This window comes from Mycobacterium sp. NGS34 (genome assembly GCF_059812845.1).
On the sequence record NZ_JCALDM010000001.1, the window covers coordinates 266128 to 290822 of the forward strand.

Below are 24695 nucleotides of genomic sequence, written 5' to 3' on the forward strand. Positions count from 1 at the left end.
CTGCGTTATCAACCGCGTCATCCACAACCCCGTCACTCGTCTAGCTGCACCGAAGCCAGGCTGTCCCCAGAATGCACAGGCCTTAATACTGTTACTTAGATCTTTCCGTTGTTTCTTCATTGAAGAACAGCGTTGGGGACACCCGTCGATTGCGCCGCGCCGAGGCCCACGTTGACCCGGCTTGTCGGCGTCTGCGATTAGCTTTCAAGATGGCGGCAGAAGATCTACGGTTGTGGTTCGACTGCTAGCGACGGGCGGCTAGGCACCGTGGTTTTTGCAGATTTTTGGACACTCGGCAGGTAAAGGGACGCTATGGACGCGGCGACGACAACAGCTGGCCTCACCGACTTGAAGTTCCGTCTGGTGCGAGAGTCATTCGCCGACGCGGTGTCGTGGGTGGCGAAGAACCTGCCGACCCGGCCGGCGGTTCCGGTGCTGTCCGGAGTCCTGCTGTCTGGCTCGGACGACGGCCTGACGATCTCCGGATTCGACTACGAGGTGTCCGCCGAAGCTCAGGTTGCAGCCGAAATCGCTTCTCCTGGAAGCGTTTTGGTATCCGGCAGGTTGTTGTCAGACATCACCCGGGCGTTGCCGAACAAGCCCGTCGACTTCTATGTGGACGGCAATCGGGTCGCGTTGACCTGCGGAAGCGCCAGGTTTTCACTGCCGACGATGCCGGTTGAGGACTACCCCACGCTGCCCGCGCTGCCCGAAGGTACCGGCACCCTGCCGGCGGACCTATTCGCAGAGGCGATCAGCCAGGTCGCCATCGCCGCCGGCCGGGACGACACATTGCCCATGCTGACGGGTATCCGCGTCGAGATTTCCGGGGACACGGTGGTTTTGGCCGCGACGGACCGGTTCCGTCTTGCGGTTCGCGAGCTGACGTGGACAGCCCTGTCGCCCGACATCGAGGCCGCGGTGCTGGTACCGGCCAAGACGTTGTCCGAGGCGGCCAAGGCCGGTGCCGACGGGTCCGAGGTGCAGTTATCGCTGGGCGCGGGCGCCGGAGTCGGAAAAGACGGGTTGCTCGGGATCAGCGGAAACGGCAAGCAGAGCACCACCCGGCTCCTCGACGCGGAGTTCCCGAAGTTTCGTCAGCTGCTGCCGGCCGAGCACACCGCCGTCGCCACCATCAACGTGGCGGAGCTGACCGAGGCCATCAAGCTGGTGGCACTGGTGGCCGACCGCGGCGCCCAGGTGCGGATGGAATTTTCGGACGGGACACTGCGGCTTTCCGCCGGTGCCGACGACGTGGGCCGTGCCGAGGAAGATCTCCAGGTCGATTTCGTCGGCGAACCGTTGACGATCGCGTTCAATCCGACGTACCTGACCGACGGACTCGCATCGGTCCATTCGGAGCGGGTGTCGTTCGGTTTCACGACGCCGGGCAAGCCCGCGCTGCTGCGCCCCGCGTTCGACGGCGACAGCTCCCCCACCGGCAGCGGACCCTTCGCCGCGTTGCCGACGGATTACGTGTACCTGCTGATGCCAGTCCGGTTGCCCGGGTAGGTGTACGTCCGGCATTTGGGACTGCGTGATTTCCGGTCCTGGGCTTACGCCGACCTCGAATTGGAGCCGGGCCGGACGGTGTTCGTCGGTCCAAATGGCTTTGGGAAGACGAATCTGGTTGAGGCCCTGTGGTATTCGACGACATTGGGTTCACACCGGGTCGGAACCGACGCGCCGTTGATCCGGGCGGGCGCGGACCGCGCGGTGGTTTCGACGATCGTCGTCAACGAGGGCCGGGAATGCGCGATCGATCTGGAGATCGCGGCGGGCCGGGCCAACAAGGCGCGGCTGAACCGCTCGCCGGTTCGTAGCACGCGCGAGGTCGTCGGCGTGCTACGCGCCGTGCTTTTCGCGCCCGAAGACCTGGCGTTGGTGCGGGGCGACCCAGCGGATCGGCGGCGCTACCTCGACGACTTGGCTACGGTGCGCCGGCCGGCGATTGCGGGCGTGCGTGCCGACTACGACAAGGTCTTGCGGCAGCGCACTGCGCTGTTGAAATCCCTTTCCGGTGCCCGGTATCGGGGCGACCGCAGCGCCCTGGACACCCTGGACGTGTGGGACGGTCGACTCGCCGAGCACGGCGCCGAATTGATGTCCGCCCGAATCGATTTGGTCAACGAGCTGGCACCGGAGGTGGAAAAGGCCTACCAGCTGCTGGCACCGGGATCACGCCCCGCCTCGGTCGCCTATCGGCCGAGCCTCGGCGCCCGCGGCCCGGAGGACTTCCAAGGCAACGACCGCGAATTTCTGGAGGCCGCGTTGTTGGCGGCGCTGTCCGCGCGGCGCGACGCGGAATTGGAGCGGGGCATGTGCCTGGTCGGCCCGCACCGCGACGACCTGGAGCTGAGGCTTGGCGACCAACCCGCCAAAGGCTTTGCGAGTCACGGCGAATCGTGGTCGTTCGCCGTGGCGCTGCGGTTGGCGGCGTATGAGTTGCTGCGCGCGGACGGCGACGAGCCGGTGTTGTTGCTCGACGACGTGTTCGCCGAACTCGACGCCACCCGCCGCCGGGCCCTGGCGGCGGTGGCCGAGTCGGCCGAGCAGGTTTTGGTGACCGCGGCGGTGCTGGAAGACATTCCGGCGGACTGGGATGCTAGGCGGGTGCACATCGATCTGCGCGACGACGACGCGGGCCGGGTCTCGGCGGTGCGGTCATGACCGACGCGACCGACGCGGACGACAAGAACGAGGTCGACAGACTGGGCGGGCTGACCGGGATCGACCTGGTGCGCCGCACCCTCGAGGAGGCGCGGGCGGCGGCCCGCGCGCAGGGAAAGGACGCCGGGCGCGGGAGGGCGATGCCGTCGGCGCCGCGCCGGGTGGCGGGTCAGCGCCGGAGCTGGTCGGGTCCGGGCCCGGACGTGCGCGATCCGCAGCCGCTGGGCCGGCTGGCGCGCGACCTCGCGAAAAAACGGGGATGGTCGGCGCACGTGGCCGAAGGCACGGTGCTGGGACACTGGTCGTCGGTGGTGGGACAGCAGATCGCCGAACATGCGACCCCGACTGCGCTCAACGAGGGGGTGCTCAGCGTGACGGCGGAATCGACGGCGTGGGCAACCCAACTCCGGATGATCCAGGCGCAACTTCTGGCCAAGATCGCCGCGGCGGTTGGCAACGGTGTGGTGACGTCGCTGAAAATCAGCGGGCCCACCGCCCCGTCGTGGCGGAAGGGGCCCCGTCACATCGCCGGGCGGGGGCCGCGGGACACGTACGGCTGAGGCGCGGCGGGACGAAATCGGTCCCCAGTCGCGAGCTAATCCACAGGCGTCTCAGAGCCGCCAGAACGAAAGAGAGCCCTATCAGGCACGTCGGGACGCGGCACGAATAAAGAAATCGCCCGCACGGCGCAGTTAGCTGGGTAGAAACGCGCCCAGAGAATGGGTGCCAGAGCCCGATCACGGTAGAGTGGTGGCATGCGTCTGCTGCGGTGACCGGACCGCCCGCATGAAACCCCAAGGAGAGCATTCCGACCGTGGCTGCCCAGAAGAAGAAGCCTCAAGCCGGATACGGCGCCGAACAGATCACCGTCCTCGAAGGGCTGGAGGCTGTCCGCAAACGCCCGGGCATGTATATCGGCTCCACCGGTGAGCGTGGTTTGCACCACCTCATCTGGGAGGTCGTGGACAACTCCGTGGACGAGGCGATGGCTGGCTACGCGGACCGGGTCGACGTGCGGTTGCTGGCGGATGGCGGCGTCGAGGTTGCCGACAACGGCCGCGGTATCCCCGTGGCGATGCACGCCACCGGTGCTCCGACCGTCGACGTGGTCATGACCCAACTGCACGCCGGCGGCAAGTTCGGCGGCGAGAACAGTGGCTACAACGTCAGCGGCGGTCTGCACGGGGTTGGGGTGTCGGTGGTGAACGCGCTGTCGGTTCGGCTAGAGGTCGACATCAAGCGCGACGGCCACGAGTGGTCCCAGTTCTACGACCGCGCCGTGCCGGGCACGCTCAAGCAGGGCGAGGCCACCAAGAAGACGGGAACCACGATCAGGTTCTGGGCCGACTCGGACATCTTCGAAACCCTCGAGTACGACTTCGAGACCGTGGCCCGCCGGCTGCAGGAGATGGCTTTCCTGAACAAGGGTCTGACGATCAACCTCACCGACGAACGAGTGGAGCAGGACGAGGTCGTCGACGAGGTGGTCAGCGACACGGCCGAGGCGCCCAAGACCGCCGAAGAGAAGGCGGCCGAATCGAGCGCGCCGCACAAGGTCAAGCACCGGACGTTTCACTACCCGGGCGGCCTGGTCGACTTCGTCAAGCACATCAACCGCACAAAGAGCCCGATCCAGCAGAGCGTCATCGACTTCGACGGCAAAGGCACCGGCCACGAAGTGGAAATCGCGATGCAGTGGAACGGCGGATATTCGGAATCGGTGCACACGTTCGCCAATACGATCAACACCCACGAGGGCGGTACCCACGAGGAGGGCTTCCGCAGCGCGTTGACGTCGGTGGTGAACAAATACGCCAAAGACAAGAAGCTGCTCAAGGAGAAGGACGCCAATCTCACCGGCGACGACATCCGCGAAGGCTTGGCGGCGGTCATTTCCGTGAAGGTCGCCGAACCGCAGTTCGAGGGCCAGACCAAGACCAAGTTGGGCAATACCGAAGTCAAGTCGTTCGTGCAGAAGGTGTGCAACGAACAGCTGACGCACTGGTTCGAGGCGAATCCCTCCGAAGCGAAAACCGTTGTCAACAAAGCGGTGTCGTCGGCGCAGGCCCGCATCGCGGCCCGCAAGGCCCGGGAGCTGGTGCGCCGCAAGAGCGCCACCGATCTCGGCGGGCTGCCCGGCAAGCTCGCCGACTGCCGCTCGACCGACCCGCGAAAGTCCGAACTGTATGTGGTGGAGGGAGATTCAGCCGGCGGCTCGGCCAAGAGCGGCCGCGACTCGATGTTCCAGGCCATCCTTCCGCTGCGCGGCAAGATCATCAACGTCGAGAAGGCGCGCATCGACCGGGTGCTGAAAAACACCGAGGTGCAGGCGATCATCACCGCGCTCGGCACCGGCATCCACGACGAGTTCGACATCACCAAGCTGCGGTATCACAAGATCGTGCTGATGGCCGACGCCGACGTTGACGGCCAGCACATTTCGACGCTGCTGCTGACGCTGTTGTTCCGCTTCATGCGCCCGCTGATCGAGAACGGCCACGTGTTCTTGGCGCAGCCGCCGCTGTACAAGTTGAAGTGGCAGCGCAGCGATCCCGAATTCGCCTACTCCGACCGCGAGCGCGACGGCCTGCTCGAGGCCGGGCTGAAGGCCGGCAAGAAGATCAACAAGGAAGACGGCATCCAGCGCTACAAGGGTCTGGGTGAGATGGACGCCAAGGAGTTGTGGGAAACCACGATGGACCCGAACGTGCGGGTGCTGCGCCAGATCACCCTCGATGATGCCGCGGCCGCCGACGAATTGTTCTCCATCCTGATGGGCGAGGACGTCGACGCGCGCCGCAGTTTCATCACCCGCAACGCCAAAGATGTTCGCTTCCTTGATGTCTGATTCGATTTCGCACGATCTAACCCGAGGATCACATGACTGACACCACGCTGCCACCCGGTGGCGAAGCCGGCGACCGGATCGAACCCGTCGACATTCAGCAGGAGATGCAGCGCAGCTACATCGACTACGCGATGAGCGTGATCGTGGGCCGCGCGCTACCGGAAGTGCGCGACGGCCTCAAGCCGGTGCACCGCCGAGTGCTGTACGCGATGTTCGATTCCGGGTTCCGGCCGGACCGCGGACACGCGAAATCCGCACGCTCCGTTGCCGAGACGATGGGCAACTATCACCCGCACGGCGACTCGTCGATCTACGACACGTTGGTGCGCATGGCCCAACCTTGGTCGCTGCGCTATCCGCTCGTCGACGGGCAGGGCAACTTCGGCTCGCCGGGCAACGATCCGCCAGCGGCCATGAGATATACCGAGGCGCGGCTTACTCCGCTCGCGATGGAGATGCTGCGCGAAATCGACGAGGAAACAGTCGATTTCATCCCCAACTACGACGGCCGGGTGCAGGAACCGACGGTGCTGCCGAGCCGGTTCCCCAACCTGCTGGCCAACGGTTCGGGCGGCATCGCGGTCGGCATGGCGACCAACATCCCGCCGCACAACCTGCGCGAGCTCGCCGAGGCCGTGTTCTGGTGCCTCGAGAACCACGAGGCCGACGAGGAAGCGACGCTGGCCGCGTGCATGGAGCGCGTCAAGGGACCCGACTTTCCCACCGCCGGTTTGATCGTGGGCAGCCAGGGCATCTCCGACGCGTACAAGACCGGCCGCGGCTCCATCCGGATGCGCGGTGTCGTGGAAGTCGAAGAGGCCAGGGGCCGAACGTCTTTGGTGATCACCGAGTTGCCGTATCAGGTCAACCACGACAACTTCATCACCTCGATCGCCGAGCAGGTTCGCGATGGCCGGCTCGCCGGCATCTCCAACGTCGAGGACCAGGGCAGCGACCGGGTCGGGGTGCGCATCGTCGTCGAGATCAAGCGCGACGCGGTGGCCAAGGTGGTGCTCAACAACCTCTACAAGCACACCCAGCTGCAGACCAGCTTCGGCGCGAACATGCTGTCGATCGTCGACGGGGTGCCGCGCACCCTGCGGCTCGACCAGATGATCCGCCATTACGTCGCGCACCAACTGGACGTCATCGTCCGCCGCACCACCTACCGGTTGCGAAAGGCCAACGAACGGGCCCACATTCTGCGGGGTCTGGTCAAGGCGCTCGATGCGCTCGACGAGGTGATCGCCCTGATCCGCGCGTCGGAGACCGTAGAGATCGCCCGCGCCGGCCTGATCGAGCTCCTCGACATCGACGAGATCCAGGCCCAGGCGATCCTGGACATGCAGCTGCGGCGCCTGGCGGCCCTGGAGCGGCAGCGCATCATCGACGACCTGGCCAAGATCGAGGCCGAGATCGCCGACCTGGAAGACATCCTGGCCAAGCCAGAGCGGCAGCGCGGGATCGTCCGCGACGAACTCAAGGAGATCGTCGACAAGTACGGCGACGACCGCCGCACCCGCATCGTGGCGGCCGACGGAGAAGTGAGCGACGAGGACCTGATCGCCCGCGAGGACGTCGTGGTCACGATCACCGAAACGGGTTATGCCAAGCGCACCAAGACCGACCTGTACCGCAGCCAGAAGCGCGGCGGCAAGGGCGTGCAGGGTGCCGGGCTTAAGCAGGACGACATCGTCGCGCACTTCTTCGTGTCCTCGACCCACGACTGGATCCTGTTCTTCACCACGCAGGGCCGGGTGTATCGGGCCAAGGCCTACGAACTGCCCGAGGCCTCCCGCACGGCGCGCGGCCAGCACGTGGCCAACCTGCTGGCCTTCCAGCCGGAGGAGCGCATCGCGCAGGTCATCCAGATCCGCAGCTACGAGGACGCGCCGTACCTGGTGCTGGCCACCCGCAACGGCCTGGTGAAAAAGACGAAGCTGACCGACTTCGACTCCAACCGTTCGGGCGGGATCGTGGCGATCAACCTGCGTGACAGCGACGAGCTGGTTGGCGCGGTGCTGTGTTCGTCCGAGGAGGACTTGCTGCTGGTATCGGCCAACGGGCAGTCCATCCGCTTCTCGGCGACCGATGAGGCCCTGCGTCCGATGGGCCGTGCCACCTCGGGCGTGCAGGGCATGCGGTTCAACGCCGACGATTACCTGTTGTCGCTGAACGTGGTTCGTGAAGGCACCTACCTCCTGGTCGCCACGTCCGGCGGTTACGCCAAGCGCACCGCGATCGAGGAGTATCCGGTGCAGGGCCGCGGCGGCAAGGGCGTCCTGACCGTGATGTACGACCGTCGGCGCGGCCGGCTGGTCGGCGCGCTGATCGTCGACGAGGACAGCGAGCTCTACGCCATCACCTCCGGAGGGGGTGTGATCCGCACGGCGGCGCGCCAGGTCCGCAAGGCCGGGCGGCAGACCAAGGGCGTCCGGTTGATGAACCTGGGTGAGGACAACACGTTGTTGGCCATCGCGCGCAACGCCGAGGAGGCCGCCGACGAGGTCGTCGGGGACGGCGACGAGGCCGAGGATGCGCAGAGCTAGGCAGGTAACGATGCGGGCAAGCGGGGGTTCGCTCGAGCGCCCGGGCAACTAGACTCGGCCCGACGGGCGATGCGGACCCAGCGGAGGTCCTCTCGACGGGCCTCTCGAAGGGCGGAGGTGGAGCCGGGCAATAGACTCGGCCCGACCACACACAATGCGACTGCCACCGCAGAAGATCTAAGGAGTCGGGGTGACCTCACCGAACGAGCCGGGTGCCCCCAAGCAGGGCGATGGCCTGAATGGGGACGGCGCGCCCGAGCGTGCCGGTGTGCACCGCGCGGCGCCCGCGCAGACCGGCCGGGCGCACGATGCCGGTGAGTCGCCACCGCGGCCGCGCGCCGCCCGGCCATCCGCCCCGACGCATCGCGAGCCCGAACCGCCCGCCGAGCCGCGGCCGGCCGCGGCTCCCACCACTGCCGATGCCCGGCTCAACCGCTTCATTGCCGGCGGGTCGGCGCCCGGGGCCGGCGCACCCCCGCGCGGGAAGCCATACGAGTTCGACCCGGCGCCGGCACGCGGCGACGGCCCGCCCGCCGAGGCCTACGCCAGCGAGTTGCCCGATCTGTCCGGGCCCCTTCCACGATCGCCGCAGCGCAAGCCCGCCCCGGAGCGCAGCGCGGAGACGCCGAGCCCCTCGGTTTCGGCCAGGTCCACGAATACGGACGCCAACGAAGGCCGCGAAAACCGGGTCCAGGTGTCGCGGCGAACCCGCGGTCCGGTTCGGGCCAGCATGCAGATCCGGCGGATCGATCCGTGGAGCACGCTGAAGGTGTCGCTGCTGCTCTCGGTCGCGCTGTTCTTCGTGTGGATGATCGCGGTGGCGTTCCTGTACCTCGTGCTCGGCGGCATGGGCGTGTGGGCCAAGCTGAACAGCAACGTCGGCGACCTGTTGAACAACACCAGCGGCAGCAGCGGCGAATTGGTGTCCAGCGGCACGATCTTCGGCGGCGCGGTGCTGATCGGGTTGGTCAACATCGTCCTGCTGACCGCGATGGCCACCATCGCCGCGTTCGTCTACAACCTCGCCACCGATCTGATCGGCGGCATTGAAGTCACACTGGCGGACCGCGACTAGTGGCGATCACAAGCGCGGCGCAGCCGGGCGCCGTGGGTCGACACCATCGGACTAGTGCCGATCACGCGGTTTTGGGGGTCCGGCGACGATTGCGGTAATCTCGTCGCTCGGCCCTACGCGAGTGCGGGCCTGTAGCTCAGGCGGTTAGAGCGCTTCGCTGATAACGAAGAGGTCGGAGGTTCGAGTCCTCCCAGGCCCACAACCATGTGCCCGTCCAGACGTTGCGTGAGGCTTGCATTGCCACTGGCATTGGTCGCTGTAGCGGCGGCGGTGGTGCGGTCACGACGCGGGGTCGAGGTCTGGCACGTGGCCGTGGCTGATCCGGCCGATCAACCACCCAGCCACGATGAGGGGCCTTAGCTCAGTTGGTAGAGCACCGCCTTTGCAAGGCGGGTGTCAGGGGTTCGATTCCCCTAGGCTCCACAAGTCAGGCGTCGCGATCCGCGATCACCCGGCCGCCGGGGGTTTCGCCATCACCGAGGGCTTGAAACCGTAGGTCGGAAGTATTCTCCCGTAACGGGTTCCGCCGAGTTGGCCCAACGGGGCCATGGGCAGGGCATTCATTCCTTCGGCCCCGGCCGGGACCGCCGCGGCGTTGAGGGCGGCCACCCCCGGGTTGGTCACCGCGCTCACCGGCGCCCAGCTCGGTGGCACCGACAAGGCGCCCAGCGGCAGCGCTCTGCCCACGCCCGCCGCCACGCCCCCGGTGTTCGCTCCGGCGTTGGCCGCCGACTGCGCCGCGCCTTCGGCCGCCTTGACCGCCGGGCCCAGGCCCTTGGCGAAGGAGGTCATGGCCGTTATCCCGTTGCTCACCTGCCCGAAGGACTGCGTGGACTGAATCATCGACTGCGCGGTGGAGACGTACGGCACCAGGTACTTGCCGTAAAGCATGACGACGTCGTCCAGCACGGTGTTGGCCGAAATGTACTTGTCGAGCTGCGTCCCGTTGAAGGACGAGACCAGATCGGCCAACGGGTTGGGAAGGGACTCCAAACGCGTGAGCACATCCTGCACGACGGTCTGGACGGGATTGTCGGCGGCGGCCGCGGAAACCGCGGCAGCTTGCCGTGCCAAGCCCGAGGAATCGGCCACCTGCGGCGGCTCCGCGAAATCGGTCAACTGTGCCGCCGCCAACGACGAGCTCGCATACGCATACATCGCCGTCGCGTCCTGAGCCCACATCTCGAAATACTCGGCCTCGGTCGCCGCGATTGCCGGGGCGTTCTGTCCCAAGAAATTCGTCGCGAGCAATGCCGCCAACTGCGCGCGGTTAGCCGCGATCACCGGCGGGGGCACCGTCATGGCGAACGCGGTCTCGTGCGCCGACGCGGCGGCGGCCGCCTGGCCGGCCGCGAGCTCGGATTGCGCCGCGCTGCTTTGTAGCCACGCCACGTACGGGGTCGCGGCCGCCAAGAACGACGCCGACGCGGGGCCCAGCCACGGACCGCCGGTCAGCGCGGAAATTGCCGAGCGGAATCCGGCGGCGGCCGAGTGCAATTCGGCGGCGAGCTCACCCCAGCCCGCCGAGGCCGCAACCAACGAACCCGCGCCGGGACCGGTGTACATGCGCCCAGAGTTGATCTCGGGCGGCAACAGCCCATAGTCCATGGTCGGTCAGCCCGCCGACGCCGCATTCGCGGCCTCGGTCGTCGCATAGGAAGCCGCACCCGCCGCCAGGGTGGCGATCAACAACTGCTGAATCGCGGCCGCCTGAGCGCTCACCGCCTGAAAACGCTGGGCATGCGTGGCGAACTGCGCGGCGGTCAGCGCGGACACCTCGTCGGCGGCGGCGGGGACGACGCTCACGGTCGGGGCGGCGGCCGCCGCGGTGCCGGCGGTTAATGCGGCGCCAATCGACTGCAGATTGGCGGCGGCCGCGGCCAATTTCTCCGGATAAGCCGTTACGAAGGACATGGGTGTCCCCTTTCAAGAATTTGTCGTTGCCCCCGGACGATATAAATAACGCGCCACGCATTGACCGTCATGACGACCGCGAATGGGATGTGACCTGGCCTTATCGCCAAAGCTCACGCTGATTCAAATCGCGGAATGCAAAATATATGAAAACACCGGGCCATTTCTCGGAAAACGATTTGAACGGAAGCCCGCCGGACCACGGAACATGAATCCGATATGAATTATCGGCCGGACGGGCTTATTCGTCAGCCTGAGTGTATGAATCCCGTCCGCGCCTAGAGGTCCGCACCCTCGGCCAGATACGTGACCCGGTACCAACGCCGGGCCGGCGTCACCCCCGTGTCGTAGCCCTCCGTCGCGGTCACCGACTCCAGGCGGACGTCGGTCAGCTGCGGATTGTGAATGCGGACATGGTCTTCGAGCGCCGCCTCCAGCGCATCGCCACTGAGAGTCGCGTCCGCGAGCGCCCTGCCCTCATACCTGGTCCAAGTCACGCCCTACATCCTCTCCGGAGCCGAGGAAGCGTTGCACCAGGGCGCGTTCGGCGTCCGGGTCTTTGACGGGCCAGCACCACAGCGCCAGGAAGACGCGGATCAGGCCCTGCGCCGCGAGCGGGTCGTCGTTGTCCGGGCCGAGCATTTCGGCGGCCAGGGCGGTGACGGTGGGTGAGCTGACGACCCATGCGCTGACGGGGTTCGCATGGATCGACTGCATGAGCTGGGCCAGCGGATCCGACCGCAGCCGTTGTAGCGCGATGATCGTGGCGGTCACGACGCGGTCGGGTCCCCGAAGGTCCTTGATGACTTCGCGCGTGGCGTCGACGATTCGCGCCGCCTGCATGGCGACGACGGCATCGCGGATGGCCGTCTTGCCCCCGGCGTGCCGGTAGATCGTCGCGGGCGAGCAGTGCACCCTGGCCGCCAACGCTTCGATCGTGAAGCCCTCGTATCCCTTGCGCGAGATGAGATCGGCCGCGGCGGCGTAAATCCGTTCGGTGGCCTCGCTACGGCGATCGCGTCCCACCAACCAGTCGTCGCGCGCCATCCACCCATGCTCCACCACATCGCGGCCCGTAGAAATGCTTCTCTCAAGGTGAGAATTTACGAAGCAGATTTCTCAGGCTAATGCGCTGCTGGCGGCGGGTGGGCGCGGTCGGCGTCGGCAGGCCTCGGGCGCAAGCGCCCCTCAACTTCGTCCTGGCCCGTTGACGCCGCAGGTCGGCCCGTTGAGCCTGTACGTATGCCCGTCCTGGACAAGCCAGTCCAGCTCCTCGGCGCCGAGGCGCTGCAAGATCCGTACGCGGTGTTCGACCGCATGCGCGCCGAATCACCGGTGCAGCGCATCGGCGACTCCGTCTTCTACGCCGTCTGTGGCTGGGACGCGGTCCAGGAAGCCGTTGACCGTGTCGACGACTTTTCCTCAAACCTCACCGCCACCCTGGTTTTCCAAGACGACGGCACCGTCACGCCCTTCGACATGGGGCCGGCGGGGGGTGCCGCCCACGCGCTGGCAACCGCCGACGATCCGACGCACGCGGTGCACCGCAAAATCCTGCTGCCGCACCTGTCGGCCAAGCGGGTGCGCATCATCGAGGAGTTCGCCGCCGACACCGCCGACCGCCTGTGGGAGCAGAACCTCCGAGACGGCCACATCGAATGGATGAGCGCCATCGCTAACCGGCTGCCGATGATGGTGGTCGCCCGCCTGCTGGGCTTGCCGGAGGACGACGTCGACAAACTCATTCGCCTCGGCTACGCCACCACCACGCTGCTCGACGGGGTCGTCACGTCAGCCCAACTCGAAGAGGCGTTCGCCGCGGCGATGGAACTGTCGGGATACGTCACGGAGCATTTCGACAAGGCAAGCGACGACGGCGAATACGGCCTGATTGCCGACCTGGCGGCGCGCTGCGCTTCGGGTGAACTGGAGCAACTACCGGCAATGGGCATCATGATGACGCTCTTCAGCGCCGCCGGAGAATCGACGGCGTCGCTGCTGGGCAGCGCCGCGTGGATTCTTGCCGATCGTCCCGCGATCCAGCGGCAGCTCCGCGAAAAGCCGGAACTGCTAAGCGCTTTCATCGAGGAGACATTGCGCCTCGAGTCGCCGTTCCGCGGCCACTACCGGCACGTGTGGCGCGACACGACGCTGGCCGGGGTCGAGGTGCCGGCCGATTCCCATTTGCTGCTGATGTGGGGAGCGGCCAACCGCGACCCCGCGCACTTCGACGCCCCCAACGAATTCCGCCTCGATCGCGCCGTCGCCAAGGGCCACGTGGCGTTCGGCAAGGGCGTGCACTTTTGCGTGGGCGCGGCGCTGGCTCGCCTCGAAGCCCAGATCGTCTTGCGCAACTTGTTGGAGCGCACCACGTGGATCGAGGCGACCGACGTCGGCGACTGGCTGCCGAGCATCCTGGTCCGGCGCCGCAAAAGCCTGCGGTTGGCCGTCAGCTGATTACGGACGCGGCTGCACGTCCACGCTCGGCGGCCGGGGCGACGGTTCCTCGGCGGCACGCATCGAGCGGCGCACGACACTGAACGCGACCGCTCCGCCGGCCACGACCACGACGGCGGCGCCGGCGATCACCCACGGCCGCGGTCTGCGGCGCTGGGCCCGGCGTGCCTCCTGCAGCGCCTGGGGCAACCCGGAGACCACCTCTTGCGCGGCGGCAAGCTCCTGCGCGAGAGTCTCTTGGGCAGCGGCGATTTCGCGCGCCAGCCGACCCTCGCGGTAACGGCGACGAAGACCCGACGCGGTCGACTGCGCGCCGTGCACACTCAGCCCGACGACGCCCCGGGTGACATCGACCGGTCCCACCGCCGAGTAGGTCAGCCCGCGGGCCAGTCGCTCCCGCGGGGTCAGCCGGGTTTCCGTCTTCGCGCTCATCTGCCGCCCTTCTGTCCGCTGGTGCGCCCGGCCCCCTATTGGGCGCACCCGGGCTCGGTACCGGGTGCGTGCGAGGCCGCGCGTAATGGCAGACTCTAGCCCCGTGACTAACAGCCCCATTCAGACCGCCACCGCAACGCTGCACACCAACCGCGGGGACATCAAGGTTGCCCTGTTCGGAAACCACGCGCCCAAGACCGTCGCCAACTTCGTCGGCCTGGCGCAGGGCACCAAGGAGTACTCCACCCAGAACGCCTCGGGTGGCCCGTCGGGCCCGTTCTACGACGGCGCGGTCTTTCACAGGGTGATCAGGGGCTTCATGATCCAGGGCGGCGACCCGACCGGGACCGGACGCGGTGGTCCGGGCTACAAGTTCGCCGACGAGTTCCACCCCGAGCTGCAATTCGACAAGCCCTACCTGCTGGCGATGGCGAACGCGGGCCCGGGCACCAACGGTTCGCAGTTCTTCATCACCGTCGCCCAGACGCCGCACTTGAACCGGCGCCACACGATCTTCGGCGAAGTGACCGACCCCGACTCGCAAAAGGTGGTCGACGCGATCGCGACCACGGCCACCGATGGCAACGACCGCCCGACCGACGCCGTCGTCATCGAGTCGATCACGATCTCCTAAGGCATCGCCCGCTCAGCGTCGGTTACCACCCGCGTAGCCGGCGTCCGTCAGCGCGTCGAGCACCTTCAACGGGTCGGTCCCGAGGTCCCAGCGGTTCAAGATCAGCAGCCCACCGTTGACCGTTTCGACCTCGAGCAGCCGCACGGTGCGCGCGTGGCGGCGGAACTCGGTGATCCGGATGATCTTGATGTCGGAGTGCCGCAATACCTGCGTCCGGAACCACGCCCGCAGCGCCAGGCCGGCCGGGGTAATTGCCAGCTTCGGGCGCGCGCGCCACGTCATGCCCGCAAACAAGATCAACCCCGCCGCGGCAATCCCGGTCAGAATGCGGCCGGGCGGGTCTGTGACTAGGGTCACACAGGCGATAGCCATCAAAACGCCGACGGCCCCGCAACCTGCGATTCCGGCCGCGGGCGGCGCCCATTCTGTTTGCTGCATGGGCCGCCTAACCCCTCCCACCACTGCCAACGCGCTTATCCACAAGCGCTATCAACAGTGGGGATAAATCACACGGGTGTGATTGGTTGGTGTCGACGTTGCTGAGCCAGTTACAGAAACACCCCAAGATGAATTCATTACCTCGGTTGGGTTGGTCAGTGCCAGCGCATCGTGAGCAACAACCCGGTGATCATGAAAGCGAACGCGATCGCGTAGTTCCACGGGCCGAGTTGTGCCATCCAGTTCAGCGCGGCCGGCGCCTGGCTTCCGACGGCGGCCAATTGGAACACCATCAGCCAGACCAGCCCGATCAACATGAGGCCGACGAACAGACAAACGAACCACACGCTAGACGGTCCGACCTTCACTTTCACCGGCGTGCGGCTGACCGCGCCGACGGTGAAGTCGTTCTTCTTACGGACCTTCGACTTGGGCATTTGAATACCTCGGCATTACCTGAACAACGGGACGGGATGCGACGATAACGATGGCAGCTGCACGCATAGCTCGGCTACGAGACTAACTCACCTGGCATGGTGACCAGGAAATGGAGACTCGATGATTGACACGCGCCGCTCACCATGGCGGTTCGGGGTCCCGCTGGTGTGCCTGCTGGCCGGGTTGCTGCTCGCCGCCACGCATGGGGTCTCCGGCGGCGCCGAGATCCGCCGCAGCGACGCACCGCGCCTGGTCGACCTGGTTCGCGAGGCCCAGTCGTCGGTCGACCGCCTCCGGGCCCAGCGCGACGAGCTGGCCAACAAGATCGACTCCGCCCACGGCCGGTCGACGGACACCGCGCTCAAGGCGATGCTGCGGCGCTCCGCGGAGCTGGCCGGCGAGGCGGGAATGGACCCGGTGCACGGGCCCGGTCTGGTTGTCACCCTCCAGGACGCACAGCGCGACGCCAACGGCCGCTTTCCCCGCGACGCATCGCCCGACGATCTGGTGGTGCACCAGCAGGACATCCAGGCCGTCCTGAACGCGTTGTGGAGTGCCGGCGCGGAGGCGATCCAGATGCAAGACCAGCGGATCATCGCGACCTCGGTGCCGCGCTGCGTCGGCAACACGCTGCTGCTCAACGGCCGCACCTACAGCCCGCCGTACACGATCACCGCGATCGGCGACGCCGCGGTCATGCAGGCCGCCCTGGCCGCCGCTCCCCTGGTCACCCTCTACAAGCAGTACGTGGTCCGGTTCGGCCTCGGATATCGCGAAGAGGTCAAGCCCGACGTGCGGATCGCCGGCCATTCCGAACCGGTCCGGACGCACTTCGCGCAACCGGCGGGCCCGGTGGGCTACTGAGCCGGGCGGTAATCTGACTGGATGCGGATCCTGGTCGTCGACAACTACGACAGCTTCGTGTTCAACCTGGTGCAGTACCTCGGCCAGCTGGGCGTCGAGGCCGACGTCTGGCGCAACGACGACACCCGCCTCTCGGACCAGACGGCCGTCGCGGCGCAGTTCGACGGCGTGCTGCTCAGCCCCGGACCGGGCACTCCGGAACGCGCGGGCGCATCGATCGGCCTGGTTCGCGCGTGCGCCGAGCAGCGCACCCCGCTGCTGGGGGTCTGCCTCGGACATCAGGCGATCGGCGTGGCGTTCGGTGCGACCGTGGACCGCGCGCCGGAGCTGTTGCACGGCAAGACGAGCAGCGTGTTTCACACCAATGTTGGTGTGCTGCAGGGACTTCCGGATCCGTTCACCGCGACCCGGTACCACTCGCTGACGATCCTGCCCGAGTCGCTGCCCGCGGTGCTGGAGGTGACGGCCCGCACCCGCAGCGGTGTGATCATGGGCGTGCGCCACACCGAGTTGCCGATCCACGGGGTCCAGTTCCATCCGGAGTCGATCCTCACCGAGGGCGGGCACCGCATGCTGGCGAACTGGCTCGGCTACTGCGGCTGGACGCACGACGACATGCTGGTGCGCCGCCTGGAAAACGAGGTCCGCGCCGCGGTCCGGCCCTATTTCCCGGACGCGGAGAATAACGCGCCGGCGGCTACTGGCCGAACTTCAGCGTGATGATGCCGTCCCGGTTGCACCCGGCCCCGGCAGGCGGGTTCTGGTAGACGACCCGGTGCGACTGGGACCCGCCCGCGTCGACGTCGGGCCCCTTGTCCAGCCCCCCGGTCCAGCCCAGCGCGCGCAGCCGCGGTTCGGCGTCCGTCCAGAACATGCCGGTCAGGTCCGGCATCAGGAACTGGTTGCCTTTGGACACCTGGATCTCGATGATCGAGTCCACCGGAACCGTCTGGCCCTTGGGCGGATTCGTGCCGATCACCTCACCGGCGGGCCGGGCGCTGTCCACCTGCGTCTGGGTGACTTTGGTGAAGCCGTAGACCGTGAGGTTCTTTTGCGCGACGTCGACGGTCTGACCGGCGACGTCGGGGACCTGCTTGTTCTCCGGCCCGGAGCCGACGATGACGGTGATCACGTTCGTGATCGCCGACGTCTGGTTGGCCGGCGGGTTGGTCCCGATGACCTTGCCCAGCAGCTCCGGGGTCGACGGGGAGTTCGCCTGCTTGAACTTGCTGAATCCGGCGGACTTCAGCTTGCTGACCGCGTCGCCGTAGCTGAGCGAGGAGACGTCGGGGACCTCGCGCTGCTCGGGGCCGGTGGACACGTTGATGGTGATCTCGTCACCGGCGCTCACCGACGCGTTGGCGGCGGGGTCGGTGCCGATGACGTGGTCGGGCGGAACCGTCGAGTCGGGCTTTTGCAGGGTGCGCGTCTTGAAGCCCCGGTTTTGCAGTGCGGCAATGGCATCGGCCGACACCTGGCCGCGCATGTCGGGCACCTGGACATCGCGGGTGCTGCCGCCGAACGTGTTGAACGCGATGACCACGACGATGGTCAGCACCGCCAGCACGGCGACCGCGACAACCCAGCGGCCGATGGAACCGCCGGGGCGATCGCCGTCGGTGTCGTCGAGGGGCTGGCGCGGCAGCGGGTCGGTGCGCGGCCCGTGACCGGGACCGGTGGACGACAGGAACGAACTGCGCTCGGCGTCGGTGAGCACCTTGGGCGCCTCGGGCGGCTCGCCGTTGTGCACCCGCACCAGGTCGGCGCGCATCTCCGCCGCGGTCTGGTAGCGGTTCTCCGGGTTCTTGGCCAACGCCTTGAGCACGACGGCGTCGAGGTCGGCGGAGATGCCCTCGTGCCGCTTCGACGGTGGCACCGGATCCTCGCGGACATGCTGGTAGGCGACCGCCACGGGCGAGTCACCCGTGAAAGGCGGTTCGCCGGTGAGGATTTCGTAGAGGACGCAGCCCAGCGAATAGACATCGGAGCGGGCGTCGACGGAATCCCCGCGGGCCTGTTCGGGTGACAGATACTGGGCCGTCCCGATCACGGCTGCGGTCTGGGTGACGCTGTTGCCGCTGTCGGCGATGGCGCGCGCGATGCCGAAGTCCATCACCTTCACCGCGTTGGTGCTGCTGATCATGATGTTCGCCGGCTTGACGTCGCGGTGGATGATGCCGTTCTGGTGGCTGAAGTTCAGCGCCTGGCAGGCGTCGGCGATGATCTCGATGGCGCGCCGGGGCGGCAGCGGGCCGTCGGTGTGCACGATGTCGCGCAGGGTGACGCCGTCGACGTACTCCATCACGATGTAGGGCAGCGGGCCGGCGGGGGTTTCCGCCTCGCCGGTGTCGTACACCGCGACGATGGACGGGTGGTTCAGTGCCGCGGCGTTTTGCGCCTCGCGCCGGAAGCGCAGATAGAAACTGGGATCACGAGCCAGATCAGCGCGCAGCACCTTCACCGCGACGTCGCGGTGCAAGCGGACGTCGCGGGCCAGATGAACTTCGGACATGCCCCCGAAACCGAGGATCTCGCCGAGCTCATAACGGTCGGACAGGTGCTGCGGGGTGGTCATTGCGGTGTCTCATAACGGGCCGGCGATGTGCTGGGTGTAGAGGGGGGAACCCAGTCGTGTCCATGCGGCCCGCTCTGAAGTCCAGAATTACCTATCCTCCGGGCATCCGTCCAATCCAGGCGTAGACGCGGCGCGGACCCGCTGGGCGTCTTGCTCGCCGGGGGTGCCGTCGCCGGTGGAGTTCCGGTGTCGGTGACCGTCGGGGGCGCCGGCTGCTGGTTTTCGGTGCGGGAGTTGATGACGATGATCACCGCGATCAAGATGGCCAGCGCGCCCAGCACGCCGGCGGCCCACAGCAGCGCGCGCTGACCCGACGAGAACGTGCGCCGCGCGGGGGGCCGCGAACGACCGGTGGTCGGCCCCGAGCGACGGGGCGCCGCGGCACGGCTGGGCCCGACGGCGGCGGACCGGGTGTGCGGGCTCGACGGAATGGCTGCCGGCGAGGCGCGGCCGGGGGGCGGTGACTGGCTCGGCCGCGGTGGCCGGCGACCGGCCCGGACCGCCGCGACGGCGTCGGCGAACGGTCCCCCGCTGCGGTAGCGCATCTGGGGGTTCTTGACGAGGGTGATCTCGATGAGTTCCCGCACGTTGGGCGGCAGCTCGGCGGGCAGCGGCGGCGGAGGCTCCTTGATGTGCTTCATGGCCACCGTCAACGCGCCGTCGCCGGTGAACGGCCGCTTGCCCGAAACCACCTCGTAGCCAACGACTCCCAGCGAGTAGACATCGCTGGCCGGGGTCGCGTCGTGGCCCAGCGCCTGCTCGGGCGCGATGTATTGGGCGGTGCCCATCACCATCCCGGTCTGGGTCACCGGGGCGGCGTCAACCGCCTTGGCGATACCGAAGTCGGTGATCTTCACCTGGCCGGTGGGGGTGATCAAGATGTTGCCCGGTTTGACGTCGCGGTGCACTAGGCCCGCGGCGTGCGCGACCTGAAGGGCGCGGCCGGTCTGCTCGAGCATGTCGAGCGCGTGCCGCAACGACAGCCGGCCGGTGCGCTTGAGGACCGAGTTCAGCGGTTCGCCGTTGACCAGCTCCATCACCAGGTAGGCGGTGCGGCCCTCGCCGTCCAGCTGGCTCTCGCCGTAGTCGTGGACCTGGGCGATTCCGGGGTGATTGAGCATCGCCGTGGTGCGCGCCTCGGCGCGGAACCGTTCGATGAACTCGGGGTCCTGGGAGAACTCCTGCTTGAGTACCTTGACCGCGACGCGCCGGCCCAGCCGGCTGTCGACCGCCTCCCACACCTGGCCCATGCCACCGGTGGCGATGAGGCGCTGCAGGCGGTACCGGCCGGACAGCGTCACACCAACTCGCGGGCTCATGGTCCTCCCTGTAGCGCGGCCTCGATCACCGCCCGGCCGATCGGTGCGGCAAGCGCGCCCCCGGTCGCGGACAGGCGGTCGCCGCCGTTCTCCACCAGCACCGCCACGGCAACCTTCGGCGTCTTCGCGGGCGCGAACGCGATGTACCACGCGTGCGGCGGAGTGTTACGCGGGTCGGTGCCATGCTCAGCGGTACCCGTCTTGGATGCAATCTGCACGCCGGGAATCGCCCCTTTCTGCTGTGCGACCTTCTCGGCGCCGACCATCAGCTCTGTTAGCTTAGCGGCGACCTGCGGCGACACCGCGCGGCGCTGTTGATACGGCGCGGTGGTGCTGATGTTGGAAAGGTCCGGTCCCTTAAGGCTATCGATCAGGTAGGGCTGCATCGTCACGCCGCCGTTCGCGATGGTCGCGGCGATCTGTGCGTTCTCGAGCGGGGTGAGCGCCACGTCCTTCTGGCCGATGCTCGACATTCCGAGCGCGGCGGCGTCGGGAATGATCCCGATGGTGGATTCGGCGACCTGCAGCGGAATGACGTTGGGGGTGGCGTCCAGCCCGAAGGAGTGCGCCATGCTGCGCAGCGCATCGGCGCCGGTGAGGATGCCGAGCTGGACGAACGCGGTGTTGCAGGACAGCGCGAACGCCTGGCTGAGCGACACCGTCTGCTCGTTGCCGCACGGGGTGCCGCCGTAGTTCTCCAGGGTGGCGGTGCTGCCGGGCAGCGGGACGGAGGCCGCCGCGGTCAACTGCTCGGTTTCCGTCGCGCCGGCCTGCAGCGCCGCCGCGGTGGTGACGACCTTGAACGTCGAACCGGGTGGGTAGGTTTCGGAGATGGCCCGATTGGTCATCGGATTGTCGGGGTCGTCACGAAGCCGCTGCCACGCCTGCGATTGGACTTGGGAATCGTGCGACGCCAGCAGGTTGGGGTCATAGGACGGCGACGACACCATGGCCAGAATTTTGCCGGTGGACGGCTCCAGCGCGACGACGGCGCCCTTGCACGGTCCGCCGCAGCCCTGCTGCATGGCATTCCAACCCGCTTGCTGGACCCGCGGAACGATGGTGGTGTCGACGCTGCCGCCCCGCGGATCGCGTCCGGTGAAGAAGTCGGCCAGCCTGCGCCCGAACAGGCGCTCGTCCGACCCGTTGAGCACCGGATCCTCGGTTCGTTCCAGGCCCGTGCTGGAGTAGCGCAGCGAGTAAAAGCCGGTGACGGGCGCGTACACCGCGGGGTCGGGATACACCCGCAGGAATCGGAAGCGGCTGTCGGTGGCCACGGAGTACGCCAGCAGCTGGCTGCCCGCAATGATCTGGCCCCGTTGCCGCGAATACTCGTCGAGCAGCACTCGCTGGTTGCGTGGGTCGGCGCGCAGGCCGTCGGCGGCGAAGACCTGCGTCATCGTGGCGTTGAGCAACAGCAGCACGACCAACGCCATCACGGTCACCGAGATCCGGCGGAGAGAGGCGTTCATACCCGCTCGATCACCTCAGTGCCGGCCGCCGCGATCGGCGACGTGTTGCGGGCGCGGGTGCGCAGGGGTCGTCGCGCGCTGTGCGAGATGCGAGCCAGGATGGCCAGCAGGATGTAGTTCGCCAATAGTGACGACCCGCCGTAGGACATCCACGGTGTGGTCAGCCCGGTCAGCGGAATCAGCCGCGTCACGCCGCCGACGACGATGAACAGCTGGATCGCGAGCGTCGACGCCAGACCCGCGGCCAGCAGCTTGCCGAAGCTCTCGCGCGTCGCGATCGCCGTGCGCAGGCCGCGGACGATGACGATCGTGTACAGCATGAGCAGGGCCGCCAGGCCCACCAGTCCGAGTTCCTCGCCGAACGCGGCCATGATGAAGTCCGTCGACGCCGCCGGCACCGTGTCGGGTTGGCCGTTACCCAGCCCGGTGCCGAAGATGCCGCCGGTGGCGAAGCTGAACATCGCCTGTACGAGCTGATAACCGCTGCCGTCGGGATCGGAGAACGGGTCCCACCACATCTGCACCCGGACGCGGACGTGTGCGAAAAGGAAGTACGCGACAACGCTCGCCGCGGCGAAGAGCACCAGCCCGATGACGACCCAACCGAGGCGCTGGGTGGCGAGGTAGACCACCACCAGAAACGACGCGTAGAGCAACAGCGAAGTGCCGAGGTCCTTTTCGAAGACCATCACGCCGATCGAGATCACCCAGGCCCCCAACAGCGGCGCGAGGTCGCGGGGCCGGGGCAGGGTCAGGCCCATGAAATGCTTGCCGACGCTGGTGAACAGACCCCGCTTGGCGATCAGCACCGCGGAGAAGAAGATCAGCAGCAGGATCTTGGAAAACTCCGCCGGCTGAATTGAGAAGCCCGGCAACCGAATCCAGATCTTGGCGCCGTTCTGTTCAGACAGGGAGGCCGGTAGCACCGCGGGAATCGCCAAGAAGATCAGGCCCGCCGCCCCGCAGATGTAGCCGTATCGCGCGAGCTGCCGATGGTCCTTCAAGAACGTGATCACCAAGGCGAAGGCGGCCACCCCGACCACGGTCCACAGCAGCTGTTGGGTGGCGCTGGGGTGACGGCGCCCGTTCAACTCGTTGTTGACAAGGTCGAGCCGGTGAATCATCACCAGGCCAAGCCCGTTGAGCAGAGCCACAATTGGGAGCAGCAGCGGGTCGGCGTAGGGGGCGAACCGGCGGATGGCCAAGTGCGCGCTGCCGAACATGACCAGGAAGATGAGCCCGTAGGTCACCAGGTTCCAGTGCAGGTCGCGATCCTGGTTTGCCTGGACGATCAGCAGCGCGGCAACGGTTATCAGCCCGGCGAAGCACAACAACAGCAGTTCGGCGTTGCGCCGAGTGGGCAGCGGAGGGGTGACCGCGACCGGCTGGAGTTGTTGTGTGGTCATGCCACCGCCCGGCAGTCGATGCCCGGCTTAGGTGGAGGCGGCGGGAGTGCGGTCACCGTCGGGGAAGTGGTGGGCGACGTGGTCGCGGGCGCGGTGCTCGCCGGGACGCTGGTCGAGGTGGTGCCGGTGGGCGGGGTGCCGCTGGAAGTGGTGGGGGGCGCTGTGGGATTCGGCTCTGTGGTGCTGCCCGTGGTCGTCGGGGCCGGCGGTCCCGGCGGCGAGGTGGCGCGGGGCGGCGGGCAGGGGGGCAGCAGGGAGTTGGTCGACAACTCCCGCAGTTGTCCGATGGCGTTGTCCAGGGTTCCGGCCGGCAGCCCGGCCTGAACCTGCGCGCGTTCCGGGGGTCGTAAGTCCTGCAATTGCATGAGGCGGCAGTCCAAATGACCGCCGCTCTGACTGAAACCGATCAACGACAACTCGTTGCGGGCGTTGAGACAGCCGATCAAATAGGGCTCGTGCAGGGACATGCCCAGCAGCGATCCCTGGATGCCGCGCAGGATCGACACCATGCCGTTGTATTCGGCGACATAGTAGTTGCTGCGGATGATGGCCCGGCCGATTCCCAGGCCCGCAAGAATCAGCAGCACCATCAGCGTGACGACGATGGCCGTCCGTTGTCGTGACCATCGTTGACGGCGCGTCGGTTCCTCCTGTGGCGGAACGCGTTTGGCGACCTCGTCGCGGGGCCTGATGGCCGACGCGCGTCCGGCGGAGGTGTTGGGCAGGGTGGTCAGCTGGTCGTCGTCGCCCGATACCGCTCCGGCCAGAATCGGCTGGGTTTGGCCGTAGTCGTAGTCGACAACGTCGGCGACCACCACGGTAACGTTGTCCGGGCCGCCGCCTCGCAGCGCCAATTCGATCAGGCGGTAAGCACTTTCGGCAACGTCGGGGATCTGCAGCGCCTCGTGGATGGTCTCGTCGCTGACCGGGTCGGACAGTCCGTCGGAGCACAGCAGGTAGCGATCGCCGGCGCGCGCCTCGCGCATGGTCAGCGTGGGCTCGACCTCGTGGCCCGTCAGCGCCCGCATGATCAGCGACCGCTGGGGGTGGCTGTGGGCCTCTTCCCGGGTGATGCGTCCCTCGTCGACCAGTGTTTGAACGAAGGTGTCGTCCTTGGTGATCTGGACCAGCTCGCCGTCGCGAAGCAGGTAGCCACGCGAGTCGCCGATGTGCACCAGCCCAATTCGGTTGCCGTCAAATAGAATTGCGGTAAGTGTGGTGCCCATCCCCTCGAGGTCGGGTTCCATCTCGACCTGCGCGGCGATCGCCGCATTGCCCGATCGCACCGCGGAGTCGAGCTTGGCCAGCAGGTCGCCGCCGGGCTCGTCGTCGTCGAGGTGGGCGAGCGCGGCGATCACCAGCTGCGAAGCCACCTCGCCGGCCGCGTGACCGCCCATGCCGTCGGCGAGGGCCAGCAGCCGGGCGCCGGCGTAGACGGAATCTTCATTGTTGGCGCGTACCAGGCCGCGGTCGCTGCGGGCCGCATATCGCAGGACCAGGCTCACGGGCGCAACTCCTTGCCCCGGGCTGCGCCGGCGGCATCGTCGTAGACTCCGGCTATTGCGCCGCTCCTCCCCGCCCGCTGCGCGGCCGCATCGTTGTCG

The 24695-nt window shown here is 67.4% G+C and carries 22 protein-coding genes and 2 tRNA genes; 12 read left to right on the forward strand and 12 right to left on the reverse strand.

The window, feature by feature from the left end; genetic code table 11:
* The first annotated feature begins 312 nt into the window (after positions 1 to 312).
* The 8 genes from dnaN to AC5Y7V_RS01360 all read left to right on the forward strand — a co-directional run bounded on the left by dnaN (position 313) and on the right by AC5Y7V_RS01360 (position 9565).
* Entirely contained in the window at positions 313 to 1512 is a 1200-nt protein-coding gene (dnaN, locus tag AC5Y7V_RS01325) for a DNA polymerase III subunit beta (protein ID WP_499878252.1), read from the forward strand.
* Complete coding sequence (recF, locus tag AC5Y7V_RS01330) at positions 1513 to 2670, forward strand: DNA replication/repair protein RecF (protein WP_499878253.1); 1158 nt, start codon at positions 1513 to 1515, stop codon at positions 2668 to 2670. It begins immediately after the preceding gene.
* Complete coding sequence (locus tag AC5Y7V_RS01335; protein ID WP_499878254.1) at positions 2667 to 3230, forward strand: DUF721 family protein; 564 nt, start codon at positions 2667 to 2669, stop codon at positions 3228 to 3230. Before recF ends, AC5Y7V_RS01335 begins: the two co-directional genes overlap by 4 nt.
* A 254-nt stretch (positions 3231 to 3484) precedes the next feature.
* Entirely contained in the window at positions 3485 to 5518 is a 2034-nt protein-coding gene (gyrB, locus tag AC5Y7V_RS01340) for a DNA topoisomerase (ATP-hydrolyzing) subunit B (protein ID WP_499878255.1), read from the forward strand.
* Positions 5519 to 5550: 32 nt separating this feature from the next.
* Positions 5551 to 8067 (forward strand): DNA gyrase subunit A, encoded by a 2517-nt coding sequence (gyrA, locus tag AC5Y7V_RS01345; protein ID WP_499878256.1) that lies wholly within the window; start codon positions 5551 to 5553, stop codon positions 8065 to 8067.
* Between the two features lie 190 nt (positions 8068 to 8257).
* Positions 8258 to 9142 (forward strand): DUF3566 domain-containing protein, encoded by an 885-nt coding sequence (locus AC5Y7V_RS01350; protein WP_499878257.1) that lies wholly within the window; start codon positions 8258 to 8260, stop codon positions 9140 to 9142.
* Positions 9143 to 9267: 125 nt separating this feature from the next.
* Positions 9268 to 9341: transfer RNA gene (locus AC5Y7V_RS01355), tRNA-Ile, on the forward strand.
* 151 nt (positions 9342 to 9492) lie between these two features.
* Positions 9493 to 9565, forward strand: a tRNA-Ala gene (locus AC5Y7V_RS01360).
* A gap of 24 nt (positions 9566 to 9589) precedes the next feature.
* Here the strand turns inward: AC5Y7V_RS01360 and AC5Y7V_RS01365 are convergent.
* The 4 genes from AC5Y7V_RS01365 to AC5Y7V_RS01380 form a co-directional block, all read right to left on the reverse strand.
* Positions 9590 to 10750 carry a PPE family protein gene (locus AC5Y7V_RS01365; protein WP_499878258.1) on the reverse strand — a complete coding sequence of 387 codons (1161 nt, stop codon included), beginning with the start codon at positions 10748 to 10750 and terminating at the stop codon, positions 9590 to 9592.
* Between the two features lie 6 nt (positions 10751 to 10756).
* Entirely contained in the window at positions 10757 to 11056 is a 300-nt protein-coding gene (locus AC5Y7V_RS01370) for a PE family protein (RefSeq protein WP_499878259.1), read from the reverse strand.
* A 278-nt stretch (positions 11057 to 11334) separates the two neighbouring features.
* Positions 11335 to 11553: a hypothetical protein gene (locus tag AC5Y7V_RS01375; RefSeq protein WP_499878260.1), complete on the reverse strand. Its 219-nt coding sequence runs from the start codon at positions 11551 to 11553 to the stop codon at positions 11335 to 11337.
* Complete coding sequence (locus tag AC5Y7V_RS01380) at positions 11534 to 12103, reverse strand: TetR/AcrR family transcriptional regulator (RefSeq protein ID WP_499878261.1); 570 nt, start codon at positions 12101 to 12103, stop codon at positions 11534 to 11536. Before AC5Y7V_RS01380 ends, AC5Y7V_RS01375 begins: the two co-directional genes overlap by 20 nt.
* A gap of 195 nt (positions 12104 to 12298) precedes the next feature.
* On the opposite strand from AC5Y7V_RS01380, the gene AC5Y7V_RS01385 reads away from it, so the two are divergent.
* Positions 12299 to 13513, forward strand: a complete 1215-nt coding sequence (locus AC5Y7V_RS01385; protein WP_499878262.1) for a cytochrome P450 — start codon at positions 12299 to 12301, stop codon at positions 13511 to 13513.
* Here the strand turns inward: AC5Y7V_RS01385 and cwsA are convergent, their stop codons facing one another.
* Positions 13514 to 13945: a cell wall synthesis protein CwsA gene (gene cwsA, locus AC5Y7V_RS01390; RefSeq protein WP_499878263.1), complete on the reverse strand. Its 432-nt coding sequence runs from the start codon at positions 13943 to 13945 to the stop codon at positions 13514 to 13516.
* 85 nt (positions 13946 to 14030) lie between these two features.
* Between cwsA and AC5Y7V_RS01395 the strand changes: the two genes are divergently transcribed.
* Entirely contained in the window at positions 14031 to 14579 is a 549-nt protein-coding gene (locus tag AC5Y7V_RS01395; protein WP_499878264.1) for a peptidylprolyl isomerase, read from the forward strand.
* A gap of 12 nt (positions 14580 to 14591) precedes the next feature.
* Here the strand turns inward: AC5Y7V_RS01395 and AC5Y7V_RS01400 are convergent, their stop codons facing one another.
* Together AC5Y7V_RS01400 and crgA are read right to left on the reverse strand one after the other, a co-directional pair.
* Positions 14592 to 15017 (reverse strand): PH domain-containing protein, encoded by a 426-nt coding sequence (locus AC5Y7V_RS01400; RefSeq protein WP_499878265.1) that lies wholly within the window; start codon positions 15015 to 15017, stop codon positions 14592 to 14594.
* Between the two features lie 155 nt (positions 15018 to 15172).
* A complete protein-coding gene (gene crgA, locus AC5Y7V_RS01405; RefSeq protein WP_499878266.1) occupies positions 15173 to 15454 on the reverse strand; it encodes a cell division protein CrgA in 282 nt (93 codons plus the stop codon).
* A gap of 121 nt (positions 15455 to 15575) precedes the next feature.
* Here crgA and AC5Y7V_RS01410 point away from each other — a divergent pair, with 121 nt between their 5' ends.
* Both AC5Y7V_RS01410 and AC5Y7V_RS01415 read left to right on the forward strand, forming a co-directional pair.
* Positions 15576 to 16319 carry a DUF881 domain-containing protein gene (locus AC5Y7V_RS01410; protein ID WP_499878267.1) on the forward strand — a complete coding sequence of 248 codons (744 nt, stop codon included), beginning with the start codon at positions 15576 to 15578 and terminating at the stop codon, positions 16317 to 16319.
* Between the two features lie 21 nt (positions 16320 to 16340).
* A complete protein-coding gene (locus AC5Y7V_RS01415; RefSeq protein ID WP_499878268.1) occupies positions 16341 to 17039 on the forward strand; it encodes an aminodeoxychorismate/anthranilate synthase component II in 699 nt (232 codons plus the stop codon).
* Here the strand turns inward: AC5Y7V_RS01415 and pknB are convergent.
* The 5 genes from pknB to AC5Y7V_RS01440 are packed head-to-tail and all read right to left on the reverse strand — an operon-like array spanning position 17017 to position 24596.
* A complete protein-coding gene (gene pknB, locus AC5Y7V_RS01420) occupies positions 17017 to 18894 on the reverse strand; it encodes a Stk1 family PASTA domain-containing Ser/Thr kinase (RefSeq protein ID WP_499878269.1) in 1878 nt (625 codons plus the stop codon). The genes AC5Y7V_RS01415 and pknB overlap by 23 nt on opposite strands.
* Positions 18891 to 20213 carry a serine/threonine-protein kinase gene (locus AC5Y7V_RS01425; protein WP_499878270.1) on the reverse strand — a complete coding sequence of 441 codons (1323 nt, stop codon included), beginning with the start codon at positions 20211 to 20213 and terminating at the stop codon, positions 18891 to 18893. Before AC5Y7V_RS01425 ends, pknB begins: the two co-directional genes overlap by 4 nt.
* Positions 20210 to 21685 (reverse strand): D,D-transpeptidase PbpA, encoded by a 1476-nt coding sequence (gene pbpA, locus AC5Y7V_RS01430; protein WP_499878271.1) that lies wholly within the window; start codon positions 21683 to 21685, stop codon positions 20210 to 20212. Before pbpA ends, AC5Y7V_RS01425 begins: the two co-directional genes overlap by 4 nt.
* Positions 21682 to 23091 carry an FtsW/RodA/SpoVE family cell cycle protein gene (locus AC5Y7V_RS01435; protein ID WP_499878272.1) on the reverse strand — a complete coding sequence of 470 codons (1410 nt, stop codon included), beginning with the start codon at positions 23089 to 23091 and terminating at the stop codon, positions 21682 to 21684. The genes pbpA and AC5Y7V_RS01435 overlap by 4 nt, the downstream gene beginning before the upstream one ends.
* A complete protein-coding gene (locus AC5Y7V_RS01440) occupies positions 23088 to 24596 on the reverse strand; it encodes a PP2C family protein-serine/threonine phosphatase (protein WP_499878273.1) in 1509 nt (502 codons plus the stop codon). The genes AC5Y7V_RS01435 and AC5Y7V_RS01440 overlap by 4 nt, the downstream gene beginning before the upstream one ends.
* Positions 24597 to 24695 lie beyond the last annotated feature (99 nt).

Bases quoted from the DNA above. Each gene is read 5' to 3' on its own strand.
- AC5Y7V_RS01370 (WP_499878259.1), bottom strand. From the start codon at position 11,056: ATGTCCTTCGTAACGGCTTATCCGGAGAAATTGGCCGCGGCCGCCGCC.
- crgA (WP_499878266.1), bottom strand. From the start codon at position 15,454: ATGCCCAAGTCGAAGGTCCGTAAGAAGAACGACTTCACCGTCGGCGCG.
- cwsA (WP_499878263.1), bottom strand. From the start codon at position 13,945: ATGAGCGCGAAGACGGAAACCCGGCTGACCCCGCGGGAGCGACTGGCC.
- AC5Y7V_RS01400 (WP_499878265.1), bottom strand. From the start codon at position 15,017: ATGCAGCAAACAGAATGGGCGCCGCCCGCGGCCGGAATCGCAGGTTGC.
- pknB (WP_499878269.1), bottom strand. From the start codon at position 18,894: ATGACCACCCCGCAGCACCTGTCCGACCGTTATGAGCTCGGCGAGATC.
- AC5Y7V_RS01335 (WP_499878254.1), top strand. From the start codon at position 2,667: ATGACCGACGCGACCGACGCGGACGACAAGAACGAGGTCGACAGACTG.
- pbpA (WP_499878271.1), bottom strand. From the start codon at position 21,685: ATGAACGCCTCTCTCCGCCGGATCTCGGTGACCGTGATGGCGTTGGTC.
- gyrA (WP_499878256.1), top strand. From the start codon at position 5,551: ATGACTGACACCACGCTGCCACCCGGTGGCGAAGCCGGCGACCGGATC.
- AC5Y7V_RS01410 (WP_499878267.1), top strand. From the start codon at position 15,576: ATGATTGACACGCGCCGCTCACCATGGCGGTTCGGGGTCCCGCTGGTG.
- AC5Y7V_RS01435 (WP_499878272.1), bottom strand. From the start codon at position 23,091: ATGACCACACAACAACTCCAGCCGGTCGCGGTCACCCCTCCGCTGCCC.
- AC5Y7V_RS01395 (WP_499878264.1), top strand. From the start codon at position 14,031: ATGGCAGACTCTAGCCCCGTGACTAACAGCCCCATTCAGACCGCCACC.
- AC5Y7V_RS01385 (WP_499878262.1), top strand. From the start codon at position 12,299: ATGCCCGTCCTGGACAAGCCAGTCCAGCTCCTCGGCGCCGAGGCGCTG.
- AC5Y7V_RS01380 (WP_499878261.1), bottom strand. From the start codon at position 12,103: ATGGCGCGCGACGACTGGTTGGTGGGACGCGATCGCCGTAGCGAGGCC.
- dnaN (WP_499878252.1), top strand. From the start codon at position 313: ATGGACGCGGCGACGACAACAGCTGGCCTCACCGACTTGAAGTTCCGT.
- AC5Y7V_RS01425 (WP_499878270.1), bottom strand. From the start codon at position 20,213: ATGAGCCCGCGAGTTGGTGTGACGCTGTCCGGCCGGTACCGCCTGCAG.
- AC5Y7V_RS01415 (WP_499878268.1), top strand. From the start codon at position 16,341: ATGCGGATCCTGGTCGTCGACAACTACGACAGCTTCGTGTTCAACCTG.
- AC5Y7V_RS01365 (WP_499878258.1), bottom strand. From the start codon at position 10,750: ATGGACTATGGGCTGTTGCCGCCCGAGATCAACTCTGGGCGCATGTAC.